This window comes from Burkholderia pulmonis (genome assembly GCF_984667975.1).
In genome coordinates this window covers 2,231,019-2,243,035 of record NZ_OZ480186.1, presented here as the reverse complement: position 1 = coordinate 2,243,035, position 12,017 = coordinate 2,231,019, and the positions used below count along the sequence as shown (strand labels likewise).

General features: G+C 67.1%; 13 protein-coding genes and 1 tRNA gene. 6 read left to right on the top strand and 8 right to left on the bottom strand.

The features are described from left to right. The first annotated feature begins 23 nt into the window (after nt 1-23). Nucleotides 24-509, top strand: a complete 486-nt coding sequence (gene ispF, locus AC5LXK_RS10360) for a 2-C-methyl-D-erythritol 2,4-cyclodiphosphate synthase (protein WP_175845318.1) — start codon at nt 24-26, stop codon at nt 507-509. A gap of 135 nt (nt 510-644) precedes the next feature. On the opposite strand, the gene AC5LXK_RS10355 is transcribed toward ispF, so the two are convergent. The 4 genes from AC5LXK_RS10355 to ompR form a co-directional block, all read right to left on the bottom strand. After that, complete coding sequence (locus AC5LXK_RS10355; RefSeq protein WP_493388758.1) at nt 645-1,172, bottom strand: carboxymuconolactone decarboxylase family protein; 528 nt, start codon at nt 1,170-1,172, stop codon at nt 645-647. 76 nt (nt 1,173-1,248) lie between these two features. Next, complete coding sequence (locus AC5LXK_RS10350; protein ID WP_047900946.1) at nt 1,249-1,797, bottom strand: peroxiredoxin; 549 nt, start codon at nt 1,795-1,797, stop codon at nt 1,249-1,251. 189 nt (nt 1,798-1,986) lie between these two features. Then, nucleotides 1,987-3,348 carry an ATP-binding protein gene (locus AC5LXK_RS10345; RefSeq protein WP_493388757.1) on the bottom strand — a complete coding sequence of 454 codons (1,362 nt, stop codon included), beginning with the start codon at nt 3,346-3,348 and terminating at the stop codon, nt 1,987-1,989. A 39-nt stretch (nt 3,349-3,387) separates the two neighbouring features. Next, entirely contained in the window at nt 3,388-4,122 is a 735-nt protein-coding gene (gene ompR, locus AC5LXK_RS10340; RefSeq protein WP_006478565.1) for an osmolarity response regulator transcription factor OmpR, read from the bottom strand. 258 nt (nt 4,123-4,380) lie between these two features. Between ompR and AC5LXK_RS10335 the strand changes: the two genes are divergently transcribed. The 3 genes from AC5LXK_RS10335 (at nt 4,381) to AC5LXK_RS10325 (ending at nt 7,581) form a co-directional block, all read left to right on the top strand. Next, nucleotides 4,381-4,659 carry a hypothetical protein gene (locus tag AC5LXK_RS10335; protein ID WP_493388756.1) on the top strand — a complete coding sequence of 93 codons (279 nt, stop codon included), beginning with the start codon at nt 4,381-4,383 and terminating at the stop codon, nt 4,657-4,659. A gap of 134 nt (nt 4,660-4,793) precedes the next feature. Next, nucleotides 4,794-6,293: a DUF1800 domain-containing protein gene (locus AC5LXK_RS10330; RefSeq protein ID WP_493388755.1), complete on the top strand. Its 1,500-nt coding sequence runs from the start codon at nt 4,794-4,796 to the stop codon at nt 6,291-6,293. 67 nt (nt 6,294-6,360) lie between these two features. Further along, nucleotides 6,361-7,581 (top strand): DUF1501 domain-containing protein, encoded by a 1,221-nt coding sequence (locus tag AC5LXK_RS10325; protein ID WP_493388754.1) that lies wholly within the window; start codon nt 6,361-6,363, stop codon nt 7,579-7,581. A gap of 10 nt (nt 7,582-7,591) precedes the next feature. Here AC5LXK_RS10325 and hpnD read toward each other — a convergent pair whose 3' ends face one another. Then, nucleotides 7,592-8,425 (bottom strand): presqualene diphosphate synthase HpnD, encoded by an 834-nt coding sequence (gene hpnD, locus AC5LXK_RS10320; protein ID WP_493388753.1) that lies wholly within the window; start codon nt 8,423-8,425, stop codon nt 7,592-7,594. Between the two features lie 236 nt (nt 8,426-8,661). Between hpnD and AC5LXK_RS10315 the strand changes: the two genes are divergently transcribed. Together AC5LXK_RS10315 and AC5LXK_RS10310 are read left to right on the top strand one after the other, a co-directional pair. Continuing rightward, a tRNA-Leu gene (locus AC5LXK_RS10315) sits at nt 8,662-8,748 on the top strand. A gap of 181 nt (nt 8,749-8,929) precedes the next feature. Beyond that, on the top strand, nt 8,930-9,223 hold the full coding sequence (locus tag AC5LXK_RS10310; protein WP_493388752.1) for a hypothetical protein: 294 nt from the start codon (nt 8,930-8,932) through the stop codon (nt 9,221-9,223). A gap of 104 nt (nt 9,224-9,327) precedes the next feature. On the opposite strand, the gene AC5LXK_RS10305 is transcribed toward AC5LXK_RS10310, so the two are convergent. From AC5LXK_RS10305 to AC5LXK_RS10295, 3 genes are all read right to left on the bottom strand, one after another. Next, nucleotides 9,328-9,558 carry a hypothetical protein gene (locus tag AC5LXK_RS10305; protein WP_493388751.1) on the bottom strand — a complete coding sequence of 77 codons (231 nt, stop codon included), beginning with the start codon at nt 9,556-9,558 and terminating at the stop codon, nt 9,328-9,330. A 110-nt stretch (nt 9,559-9,668) separates the two neighbouring features. Further along, on the bottom strand, nt 9,669-10,778 hold the full coding sequence (locus AC5LXK_RS10300; protein ID WP_493388750.1) for a class II histone deacetylase: 1,110 nt from the start codon (nt 10,776-10,778) through the stop codon (nt 9,669-9,671). A 14-nt stretch (nt 10,779-10,792) separates the two neighbouring features. Then, complete coding sequence (locus tag AC5LXK_RS10295; RefSeq protein WP_493388749.1) at nt 10,793-12,001, bottom strand: MFS transporter; 1,209 nt, start codon at nt 11,999-12,001, stop codon at nt 10,793-10,795. Nucleotides 12,002-12,017 lie beyond the last annotated feature (16 nt).

The following is a 12,017-nucleotide window of genomic DNA, read 5'->3' as shown; positions in this document are numbered from 1 at the left end:
ACCCCATCTCAATCGGAACACGCATGGATTTCAGAATCGGACAAGGCTACGACGTGCATCAGCTCGTCGAAGGGCGCCCCCTCATCATCGGCGGCGTGACGATTCCTTACGAGCGCGGCCTGCTCGGCCACTCGGACGCGGACGTGCTGCTGCACGCGATCACCGACGCGCTGTTCGGCGCGGCGGCGCTCGGCGACATCGGTCGCCATTTCTCCGACACGGACGCGGCGTTCAAGGGCGCGGACAGCCGCGTGCTGCTGCGCGCGTGCGCCGAGCGCGTGAAGGCGGCCGGTTTCACGATCCAGAACGTCGACAGCACCGTGATCGCGCAGGCGCCGAAGCTCGCGCCGCATATCGACGGGATGCGCGCGAACATCGCGGCCGATCTCGGCCTGCCGCTCGATCGCGTGAACGTGAAGGCGAAAACCAACGAGAAGCTCGGCTATCTCGGCCGCGGCGAGGGCATCGAGGCGCAGGCCGCCGCACTGCTGGTGAAGCAGGGCGCCTGACGGCCGCGTGCGGCGGCGCGCTGTTCGCGCCGCGCGCCGTGCCGCCGAAATGAAAAATGCCACGCGTCAGCGTGGCATTTTCGTTTGAAACGGACGCCGCACCCGGCATCTCTGCCGGTCGTGCGGTGCAACCGCTTATTCGCCTTCGGCGGCGATCACCTGCGCGGCGGCGTTGATCACCGACGCGATCCGGCCGACGTCGCGCAGTTGCGTGGCGGTCATCCCTTGCTCGTTCTTCAGCAGCGCATAGTGCGACTTCACGCAGAAGTGGCACTTGCCGACGATCGACGCGGCGAGCGCGTACATCTCGAACTTGCGCTTGTCGACGCCACCGTGCGTCGCATACGCGCCCATCCGCAGCTCGGCGCGCTGCGTCTTCAGGTCGGCGTCGTCGGCCATCTCGACATACGGATACCAGGTGTTGTTCATCCCCATCAGCGCGGCCGCCGTCAGCACGGCGTGCGTTTCTTCGGGCGACAGGACGCCGGCTTCGCGGATCGTCTTGACGAGCACCGTGCTTTTCGCCGCGATGGCCGCCGCCAGCGCGGCGCCGACCGCGTCGGTGCCTTCGAGCGACGAGCGCGAGATCGTGCCGTCGAGGTTCAGGCGAATGTCCTTCGCGTAGTCGGGGATACGTGCCTTAATCGAGTCGATGAATTCCATTGATATCTCCTATGGGTTGGCCGTTAAAAAAGCCCGCAGGCAGGACGTGCGCTGCGGGCTTCGTGCATCGATGCGCTTACAGCGTTGCGCCGCCGACTGCACGGTTGCACGGGCACAGTTCGTCCGTTTGCAGGCCGTCCAGAATACGCAGGACTTCTGCCGGGCTGCGGCCGACGTTCAGGTTGTTCACCGAAACGTGCTGGATCGTGTTGTCCGGATCGACGATGAACGTTGCACGCAGGGCCACGCCGGCTTCCTTGTCGCGCACGCCGAGCTGGTCGATCAGCTCGCCCTTGACGTCGCCGAACGCGTAGTGGTTCAGCTTGTCGAGGTCCTTGTGCTCACGGCGCCATGCGAGCTTGACGAATTCGTTGTCCGAGCTGCCACCCAGCAGGATGGCATCGCGCTCTTCGAACTGCTTCGTGAGCTTCGCGAACTCGACGATTTCCGTCGGGCACACGAACGTGAAATCCTTCGGATAGAAGTAGATGATCTTCCACTTGCCCGGGAACGACGCTTCGGTGACGGTCTCGAATGCCGACTGGCCGTTTTCCTCGTGATGATTGAAGCCCGGCTTCGCGGCTACGACGGTGAAAGCTTCGAGTTTATCGCCCACGGTTTTCATGCGGATACTCCTGTATGAGTTGGGAAGAAGACTGAGTCAAGCTACCTCGGTGCTGCAACGATGATGTGACAGCATGGGTAAAACTATAACACTATTAGTAAAGTGCTTCAATAGATTTTGACTAACGATCCTCATAGCTTTTTTCAACCGGATCGATAGTGTGACGCGCAAGATGCGTGCGCGCGCGTGTCACGCGGTCGCACGCGCCTTGGCGGCGCCGGGGAATTCGACGGTGGCTTCGAGGCCTGCTTCGGGGTTGCGGTTGCGCAGGCGCAGCGCGCCGCGATAGCGGCCGACGAGCCGCTGCACGATCGCCATCCCGAGGCCCGTACCGTCCGCCTTGGTGCGCGCGGTGTCGACGCGATAGAACGGCCGCATCACGAGCGGCAATTGATCCTCGGGGATGCCCGGGCCTTCGTCGCTCACCGACAGCTCGACGCGCGCGTGCGTCACGCGCGTCTCGAGCGTGATGCGCGAGATGCCGTCCTGCTTGCTCTGGCCGTACTTGCGCGCGTTCTCGATGAGGTTGCCGATCACGCGGCGCATGTCGGTCTCGTCGGCTTCGATGATCGCGCTCGGCGCGAGCCGCGTGCGGATCTCGACGCCGTCCTCGCCCGACACGCGCGCGGCGACCTCCTGCGCGATCGACGACAGGTCGACCGGCTCGGGCTTGCGTTGCGACGGGCGAGCGTAGTCGATGAAGGCCGCGATGATGCGGTCCATCTGCTCGATGTCGTCGACCATCGCATCCTTGGTCGCCTGGTCGGACGGGCTCATCTCGGTTTCGAGCCGCAACCGCGCGAGCGGCGTGCGCAGGTCGTGCGAGATGCCGGCGAGCATCAGTGCGCGGTCGGCCTCGAGCTGTTCGAGGTCGCGCACCATCTGGTTGAAGCTGCGGTTGGTGTCCGCCGCGACGCCCATCCCGCGCTCGGGCAGCAGCTCGGGTGTCTGGCCCGAGCCGATCTGCCGCGCGGCGAGTGCGAGCCGCGAGAACGGCCGGTTCACGAGGCTCGTGATGAACGCGGAGCCGAACAGCGACAGCGCGAGCGCGAACAGGCCCCAGCCGGCCCACTGCAGGCCCGTGACGTTGTCGAGCTGGTCGCGGTCGAGCGCGACCCAGTAATCGTCGTCGTCGATCTTGAAGCTGATCCACACGCCGGGAATGTCGTTGACCGACTGCGCGATCACGGTATCGTCGCCGAGGCGGCTGCGGATGTCGTGTTCGATCAGGCGGTTCAGCGATTCGTCGGGCTGCAGCTTGAACTTGTCGGTTTTCTCGCGCGGGTACACGCGCACGCCCTCGTTGCTCTCGAGATCCTGCAGCAGCGCGCGCCGCAGATCGGGATCGGAATAGAGCAGGGCGGTACGCGTGAGCTTCACGACCGCGACGAGCTGCAGCGCGACGCGCTGCGCACGCGGCTCGCGCTCGATCACGCGAAAGCTCTGGAACCACGCGGCGAGACTGACCGAGATCAGCAGCGCGATCAGCAGGAAGGTGCGCCAGAACAGCCCGCCGAACGCGAGCTGCAGGAGGCGCCGGTCAATACGCATGGGACGGGCCGTGGGCGGGCGAAACCGGGAAGGAAAAGGTCAGGCGGCGCCGTCCGGGATGAACACGTAGCCGAGGCCCCAGACGGTCTGGATGAAGCGCGGGCTGCCCGGATCCGGTTCGATCAGCTTGCGCAGGCGCGAGATCTGCACGTCGAGGCTGCGGTCGAACACTTCGTATTCGCGGCCGCGTGCGAGCTCCATCAGCTTTTCACGCGACAGCGGCTGGCGCGGATGGCGCGCGAATACTTTCAGCACCGAGAATTCGCCGGTCGTCAGCGGGATTTCCTGGCCGGACTTCGTCAGCGTGCGCGTGGCGAGATTCAGCGAGAACTCGCCGAACTCGAACACCTCGGTGGTTTCCGACGGGGCGCCCGGCAGCTCGGCCGGCGCCTGGCGGCGCAGCACTGCATGAATGCGCGCGACGAGTTCGCGCGGGTTGAACGGCTTCGGCAGGTAGTCGTCGGCGCCCATCTCGAGGCCGACGATGCGATCGACGTCCTCGCCCTTGGCGGTGAGCATGATGATCGGCGTGCGGTCGTTGCTGCCGCGCAGGCGGCGGCAGATCGACAGGCCGTCTTCGCCCGGCAGCATCAGGTCGAGCACGAGCAGGTCGAAACGCTCGCGTACCCAGAGCTTGTTCATCGCGGTCGCGTTTTCCGCGACGTATACGTTGAAACCCTGCTCGCCGAGATAGCGGCGCAGCAGGTCGCGCAGGCGAGGGTCGTCGTCGACGACGAGAATCTTGGAGGGGTTTTTCGTTTCCATGATCGGCATCTTATCGCGAATGGGAATTGACGCACGGCCACGTATTTTCGTGCGTTACAGTCGGTTACAAAATTTACCCGTAGTGTCGCGCCGAGTAAAGGCACGCTATAGAGATTCCTTTACTCGAAGCCGAAATTCGTTAGATACTCCCCTGCACTCCATCATTCATCTTTGCACACCCGATTTCCGCAGGGTTTTTCAAGTACCAGAGGTAGCCGGTTGCCGCGTGACGAAGGGAACAAATCGACCAAAGAAGCGAGGACGGTCATGCGATCTGCCCGGATTGCACTGATGCTGACGATCGCACTTGCCGGTCCGTATGCGTCGAACTTCGCGTATGCGCAGCGCCCCGAGCAGGGCGCACCGTCGCGCAAGCTGCCGCGCGGCAAGGCGCCGCAGCCCGACCGTGCCGCCGAGATGACGGTCCGTTCCGCTGTCCCTCCCGATCTCGAACAGCGCCGCCGCGACGGGCACATGACGCCCGAAGAGCGGCACCTGCTGCGCCAGCACATCGAAGACGCCGTTCGCGAGCTGTACAAGCGCTGACGCGTGCCGTCATTCATCCTGCGCGGAAACGACCGCGCGGAAAAAATTCGTAGCACTTTTTCCGTCAACTTTCGGCTGCCGAATGCCGTTGTATCGGCATCCGCACCGCCGGTGCGTTCCGGGAGTCCATGACGATGAAAGCGAACGCTGCCGCACCGGCGCCGTCGCCTGCCATGCAGTCGCCGCTCGATGCCGACGACGCGCTGTTTTTCCTGAGCCGCACCGGCTTTTCTCCCGCTCCCGCCGACGTCGCGCGCATCGTCGGCATGACGCGCGCGCAGGTCGTGGCCGATACGCTCGGCAGCGTGCGGCGCGAACCCGTCACGACGTGGCCCGACTGGATCGCCGAGCTGCCGCCGACGCGCGCGCAGCGCCAGGCGCTGACACCCGACATGCGGCGCGACGAGCAGCGCGAGCGCAACGTCCGCTACGATGCGTTGCGCGCGGCCTGGGTCAACGAGATGGCCGTCACGCCGTCGCCGTTGACCGAGCGCATGACGCTGTTCTGGCACGGGCACTTCACGTCGGGGCAGGACAAGGTGCCTTACCCGCAGACGATGGCCGCGCAGAACGCGCTGTTGCGCCGCGAGGCGCTCGGCAACTTCGGCACGCTGCTGCATGCGGTCGCGAAGGATCCGGCGATGCTGCAGTATCTCGACGGCGCGAGCAATCGCAAGGGGCGTCCGAACGAGAATTTCGCGCGCGAGGTGATGGAGTTGTTCACGCTCGGCGAAGGGCATTACACGCAGTACGACGTGACCGAGGCCGCGCGTGCGATGACGGGCTGGACCATCGATCCCGACACGCTGCGCTTCGAAGTACGGCCCGAATGGCACGATACCGGCGACAAGACGATCCTCGGCGAAACCGGGCCGTTCGACGGCGACGGCTTTCTCGACATCCTGCTGAAGCGGCCGGGCACTGCGCGCTTCATCGCCGGCAAGCTGTGGCGCGAGTTCGTGTCCGATACGCCCGATCCCGGAACGCTTGATTGGGTGGCCGAACGGTTTCGCGCGAGCGGCTACGACATTCGTGCGGCGCTCGCCGCGCTGTGGTCGACCGACGCATTCTGGGATCCGCGCAATCGTGGCGTGCTCGTCAAGTCGCCCGCGGAATTCGTCGTCGGGTCGGTGCGGCTGTTCGACGTGGCGTACGGCGATCCGCAGATGCTCGCGAACACCGTGCGCACGCTCGGGCAGAACCTGTTCTATCCGCCGAACGTGAAGGGCTGGCCGGGCGGCGCGCTGTGGATCAACAGCACCACGCTGCTGTCGCGCAAGCAGTTCGTCGAGCAGTTGTTCCGCGCGACGGAGACGGCCGGCATGCACCCGCCTGCCCACGCGGCGGCGGCGCCGAACGCGCGTGCGCACGCGATGCCGGTGGCCGACACGGCGTCCGCCGCGGGCATGCGCGGCACGCCCGCGAAGCCCGCGCGCGGCGGCCTGCGTTTCGACCTCGAACGCTGGCTTGCGCAGTATCGTGCGCGGCCGCAGGCGATCGCGGGATTGTCGACCGAGCTCCAGTTGCAGCACGCGGTACTGCAGCTTTCGCCGGTCGCGGCGATCGACACGGATTCGACCGGCAGCGCGTATCTCGAGGCGTTGCTGATGGATCCGGCCTATCAACTGAAATGATTCGAACGACGACGAAGCGGGATGCCGCTGCGGCAAAGGTGCCGGACGGCGAACCAAAGGATGCGCGATGAACCGACGTGATTTTCTGACGCTGACGGGCGCCGCGGCCGCGGCCGGCGTGTCGATGTGGCAAGCCCCCGCGATGGCGGCTTCCGCGACGCAGGCGGGGCGCCACCCGGCGGCCGGGTATGCGAACGTGCTGATCCTCGTCGAGCTGAAGGGCGGCAACGACGGCCTCAACACGGTGGTGCCGTACGCGGACCCGCTGTATTACCAGTTCCGGCGCAGCATCGGCATCAAGCGCGAGCAGGTGCTGCAGCTCGACGAACATACGGGGCTGCACCCGTCGCTCGCGGCGCTGATGCCGCTGTGGCGTGACAGGCAGGTGGCGGTCGTGCAGGGCGTCGGCTATCCGCAGCCGAACCTGTCGCATTTCCGCTCGATCGAGATCTGGGATACCGCGTCGCGCTCGGACCAGTACCTGCACGAAGGCTGGCTCACGCGTACGTTCGCGCAGGCGCCGGTGCCGCCCGGTTTCGCAGCGGACGGCGTCGTGCTCGGCAGCGCCGAGATGGGACCGCTGTCGAACGGCGCGCGTGCGATCGCGCTCGTCAATCCCGCGCAGTTCATCCGCGCGGCCCGGCTCGCCGAGCCGTCGTCGCTGCGCGAGCAGAACCCGGCGCTCGCGCACATCATCGATGTGGAGAACGACATCGTGAAGGCGGCCGACCGGTTGCGCCCGCGCGGCGGGATGCGCGAATTCAGGACGGCCTTTCCGGCCGGTGCGTTCGGCACGTCGGTGAAGACCGCGATGCAGGTGCTGGCCGCGTGCGAGGCGTCCGGGCCCGGTGCGCAGGATGGCGTCGCAGTGCTGCGCCTGACGCTCAACGGCTTCGACACGCACCAGAACCAGCCGGGCCAGCAGGCTGCGCTGCTCAAGCAGTTCGCGGAAGGGATGAGTGCGATGCGCGGCGCGTTGATCGAACTCGGGCGCTGGAACCAGACGCTCGTGATGACGTATGCGGAATTCGGGCGGCGCGTGCGCGAGAACCAGAGCAACGGCACCGATCACGGCACGGCCGCGCCGCATTTCGTGATGGGCGGCCGCGTGGCCGGCGGGCTGTACGGTGCGCCGCCGGCGCTCGGGCGGCTCGATGGCAACGGCAACCTGCCGGTGTCCGTCGATTTCCGCCAGCTCTATGCGACCGTGCTCGGACCGTGGTGGGGGCTCGATGCGACGCGCGTGCTGCAGCAGCGCTTCGACACGCTGCCGCTGCTGAAGGCGTGATGCGCGGCGGTCAGCGGCGGCGCGATGCGCGCCACGCGGTCCACAGCTTGCGGATCGGCGTCAGCGCGATGCGCTGGTGCAGGACCTGGTAGCCGTCGCGCTGGATTTCGTCGAGCAGTGCGCCGGCCAGTGCGATCTGTGCACGCAGCGTGCGCTGTGCACGGCGTTCGGAGGCGGGGATCGCCGCTTCGGCGGCCGTGAGCGCTTCGCGCGCACGGGCCGTCTGGAACTGCAGCAATTCGGTGAAGGCGGGGCTGTAGCGGCGGTTCAGCAGATCGGCCGCGGTCACGTTGTAGCGCTGCAGCTCGTCGATCGGCAAATAGATGCGGCCGTGGCGCGCGTCGTTGCCGAGATCCTGTACGAACTGCGCGAGCATCAGTGCCCGGCCGACATCCGCGGCCCACGGTTGAGGGGCGGCGGGGTTCGCCGAACTGGCGCGCGCAACCAGCGACGAGAACGTGCCGCCGACCTGCGCGATATAGCGCTGCAGATTTGCGAAGTCGAGATAGCGTGCCTGTTCGAGGTCCATCCCGTAGCCGTTGACGAGCGTGCGCAGCGCATCGGCCTCGGCGGCGATCGTCGGGTGATGTTTCGCGAGCGCCTTCGTGACGGGGTGCGACGGCTGTCCGTCGGCGAGCGCCGCGAGTTCCTTGTGCCACCACGCGAGCTTCGTGTGTCCGACGGTCGGGTCGCTGGTTTCCTTGACGGTTTCCTCGAGTTCGCGGCGCAACGCGAACAGCGCGGTGAGGCGCGGCTGCGTGGCGAGCGGTGCCTGGCGCAGTGCGTAGTAGACGCTGGAGCCTGCGGGGGCGGCCTTTTGCTGACAGTAGTCGTCGAAGTTCACGGGCGGAATCGTGTGGGGGCGGGTTCGGGGGACGCGCGACGGCGCGATGCCGAAACGTCGAGCGCGGCATTCTAGCACCGCGGCACGGCAGGTGCTGGCAGGGCGAGACAAGGCCGCACGGATCGGGTAGAATCTCGCGCTCGCCTGACCGGGCGTGCCGGTTTTCGGGCCGGCGGGAGTCCCGGGCGCGTAGCGTACGCATCTTGCGTGCCGCGCGGTCAGGCGACGGAAATTGCGCGTGAGTGGCGAAATTGGTAGACGCACCAGGTTTAGGTCCTGACGCCCGCAAGGGTGTGCCGGTTCGAGTCCGGCCTCACGCACCAGAAGTCGGACGCGCCCCTGTCGGGGCCGTTCACGAAAAAGCGCTGCCGGTCGGCTGACCGCAGCGCTTTTTTGTTGGTGCAGGTTTTTGCCGGATGGCAGACCTCGCACGAAAAATCGCGCCGCATGTAATATCGTGCTCACTTTTCATACAAGAAGCACAACGACACCGAGGGGCCACCGATGCAAAACACCGTACGCATCCCGATTTCCGTTCTGGCGCTGCTGCTGACCGCACCGGCATTTGCCAATACACCTGCCGACAACATCGCATGGAGTGCCAAACCTGCACCGGCGGTTGTGTCGACGGCGGCATGCACCGCGTACTCGGGGCGCGTGCTGTCGAACAGCGAGCCGGTGTCGACCGGGGGCGTGCTGACAGCGCTCGGCACGTCGCTGGCCGGCACCGTGCTGGGTGCCGTCGCCGGCGGATATCAGGGCGCAGCGCCCAATCCGTGCCCGCGTCCCGGCCTGTGACTGGCCTGCAAGCGAATCCCGGGGTTCACCGCCTCGACTAACAGAGCACGATACCCAGCGCCGCGTGTCGCCGCGACCGCGGCGCTTCGTCATTTCAGCCGCGTTTACTCCCAGAAGCTCCGGATCGCGACCGCGACGATCACCGGCACCGAGAACACCAGCGGAATCGCGAAATACTGCGCTTCGCGATCGACAACCCAGCTGTAGATCACCCACGTCACACCGATCGCGAACGTGATGAGGCCGGCAGCGATGGCAGCGATATTCTGGACCCGCTTCGATGGCTGGCGGCGCGTTTTGGCTTTGTCGTCGTTATCGCGCGGGGACGATTTCATCGGATGAGTGCGGCATCGGGCCGGAACAGGGATAAAAGCACAGGAAACCCCATCCGCGCGGATCGCGCAAGGGCCGACGTCTGCCGGCCCGTTCCGTCCGTTCCCGCGCGTTACAACCCGAACGACGCCGCCAGTTCGTCGAGCAGCTCGCGCTGGAATGCAACGAACCGCTCACCGGGTTGCTGCGCGATCGCGAGATCGAGCATCGGATCGGCGACATCGGTGCGAATGCCGGCCAGCGCCTCGACGATCGCGAGCCCGCAGAACGGCACGTACGCCTCCGAATACCCGCCTTCGTGAACGATCACGAGCCGCCCGCCGCAATGGCGCTGCGCGGCATCCTTCACCGCGCGCGTCATGAAACGGTAGCTGTCGGTATGCAGCTGCATGCGCGCGAGCGGATCGACCGCGCTCGCGTCGAGGCCGCTCGCGACGACGATCAGCTCGGGCCGGAAACGCTCCAGCGCCGGCAGCACGATCCGCTCGAACGCGTAGCGATATGCATCGTCGCCGCTGCCCGCGAGCAGCGGCACGTTCAGGTTCGCGCCGACGCCCGCGCCTTCGCCGCGATCGTCCGCGCCGCTGTAGCCGGGCGGAAAGCAGCGGTCCTGGTGCAGCGAGATCGTCAGCGTGTCCGGATCGTCGTAGTAGATCGACTGCGTGCCGTTGCCGTGATGCACGTCCCAGTCGATCACCGCGACGCGCTCGATGCCGTGCGTCGCGCGGGCGGCCTCGATCGCGATCGGGATGTTCGCCAGCATGCAGAAGCCCATCGGGCGATCGCGCAGGCAGTGATGGCCGGGCGGCCGCGACAGCGAGAACGCATTGGCCGCGCGCTCGCCGACGACCGTATCGACCGCCGCGATCGCGAGGCCGGCCGACAGCGCGGCAATCTCGTAGCTGCCCTTGCCGAACGGCGCGAGATCGCCGAGATCGCCGCCGTTCGCGTCGCTGAGTGTGCGGAACGCGTCGAGATAGTGCGCCGGATGAATGCGCAGCAGGTCGACGGTCGCGGCCGGTTCGGCGCCGCGCAGGTCGAGTTGCGCGGCAAGGCCCGACGCCTGCACGAGCGACAGGAAGCGGCGCTTCGAATCGGGCGATTCCGCGTAGCCCGCGCTCGACGGCGGCTGCACCCAGCCGCCGACCGGGAAGAACAGCGCGTGCGTGCCGCCGGTGTGCCAGAAAGTGCGTTCGTCGGTGAAAAAGGCAGTGCGATTCATGGATGCGTGACCTGTCACGGTTGGGAGGAAACGGAAGGGCGGGCGCGGCGATCGATATGACGCAGCGCGGCGAACGACACGATGGCCACGGCCGTCGCGCCGATGAACAGCGCGCGCATCGTGCCGCCGGCGTCGAGCATCAGCCCGGCCATCAGCGGGCCGGCGGCGAGGCCTGCGCCGATCACGAAGTTGAGCGTCGCGACGAGGCGGCCCGATGTATCGATCTGCGCGACGGTCGCGAGGATGAACGGCAGCACGAACGTCCATGCGAACTTGAACGCGAAGATCGCCGCGCTGTAGCCGCCGGTGTGACGCATCGCGGCGAGCCCGACGAGCGACGCCGCAAGCAGCGCATAGCCGGCCGCCAGCATCGCGCGCCGCGCGAGCCGGCCGCCCGCGCACGAGGCGAGCGCCGCGCCGGCGATTCCCATCACGCTCGCGATCGCGAGCACGTTGCCGGTCGACTGCTGATCGAGCCCGGCCTCGGCCGCCGCGCGGCTCGCGAACGTCCACACGCTGCCGATCGCCAGATAGAACGTCAGCACCGCACCGATGGCGAGCGCCACGAAGCTTCGCGGCGGGTGCGTCGCGTCGCCGCGCGTGGTGTGCGCGGATGCCGTCCGCGTGCCGAGCGACGACGGAAAGCCGCGCGACAGCGGCGCCGCGAGCAGCGCGAGCACGGCGAGCGCGACGTACAGCGCGCGCAGCCCGAACGCGGCAAACACATGCGGCAGCACGAACAGGCCGATCGCACCCGCGATCAGCTGGCCGACGACCCACAGGCCGTACACGCGGTCGCTGTTCTTGCTCGTCGCCGCACTCGTCATGCAGAGCACCATCAGCGAGCCGCCACCGAGCGCGGTGACGGCACGCAGCGCGAGCAGCGCGGCAAAGCCCGGCATCCACAGCGCGGTCAGCAGGTTGCCCGCGCCGAACAGCGCGATGGCGCATGCCGCGACGCGGCGCGCGTCGACACGGCCGAGCCACAGGTACGACGGCACGGTCGCGAGGCTGAACGCGCCGAGTTCGACGAAGAAGTACGTGCCGATCTGCGACGCGGACAAGCCGAGCTGTGTCGCGAGCTGACCGGCGACGGCCGGTGCGACGAGCAGCAGCAGCGGCGTGATGGCCGCGAACACGACGAGCGCGACGAGCGTCGAACGCGCGAATGTCGACGCAGGGTCGTCGGGCGAGAGGGCGGCATCCGGGGACAGGGTTTTCATGGCGGGATCTCGTTGG

What these genes read in the sequence shown, in the direction of transcription:
- AC5LXK_RS10335 (WP_493388756.1), top strand. Translation starts at nt 4,381, where the DNA reads ATGCGATCTGCCCGGATTGCACTGATGCTGACGATCGCACTTGCCGGT.
- AC5LXK_RS10300 (WP_493388750.1), bottom strand. Translation starts at nt 10,778, where the DNA reads ATGAATCGCACTGCCTTTTTCACCGACGAACGCACTTTCTGGCACACC.
- ispF (WP_175845318.1), top strand. Translation starts at nt 24, where the DNA reads ATGGATTTCAGAATCGGACAAGGCTACGACGTGCATCAGCTCGTCGAA.
- AC5LXK_RS10350 (WP_047900946.1), bottom strand. Translation starts at nt 1,797, where the DNA reads ATGAAAACCGTGGGCGATAAACTCGAAGCTTTCACCGTCGTAGCCGCG.
- AC5LXK_RS10345 (WP_493388757.1), bottom strand. Translation starts at nt 3,348, where the DNA reads ATGCGTATTGACCGGCGCCTCCTGCAGCTCGCGTTCGGCGGGCTGTTC.
- AC5LXK_RS10310 (WP_493388752.1), top strand. Translation starts at nt 8,930, where the DNA reads ATGCAAAACACCGTACGCATCCCGATTTCCGTTCTGGCGCTGCTGCTG.
- ompR (WP_006478565.1), bottom strand. Translation starts at nt 4,122, where the DNA reads ATGCCGATCATGGAAACGAAAAACCCCTCCAAGATTCTCGTCGTCGAC.
- AC5LXK_RS10355 (WP_493388758.1), bottom strand. Translation starts at nt 1,172, where the DNA reads ATGGAATTCATCGACTCGATTAAGGCACGTATCCCCGACTACGCGAAG.
- AC5LXK_RS10330 (WP_493388755.1), top strand. Translation starts at nt 4,794, where the DNA reads ATGAAAGCGAACGCTGCCGCACCGGCGCCGTCGCCTGCCATGCAGTCG.
- AC5LXK_RS10295 (WP_493388749.1), bottom strand. Translation starts at nt 12,001, where the DNA reads ATGAAAACCCTGTCCCCGGATGCCGCCCTCTCGCCCGACGACCCTGCG.
- AC5LXK_RS10305 (WP_493388751.1), bottom strand. Translation starts at nt 9,558, where the DNA reads ATGAAATCGTCCCCGCGCGATAACGACGACAAAGCCAAAACGCGCCGC.
- AC5LXK_RS10325 (WP_493388754.1), top strand. Translation starts at nt 6,361, where the DNA reads ATGAACCGACGTGATTTTCTGACGCTGACGGGCGCCGCGGCCGCGGCC.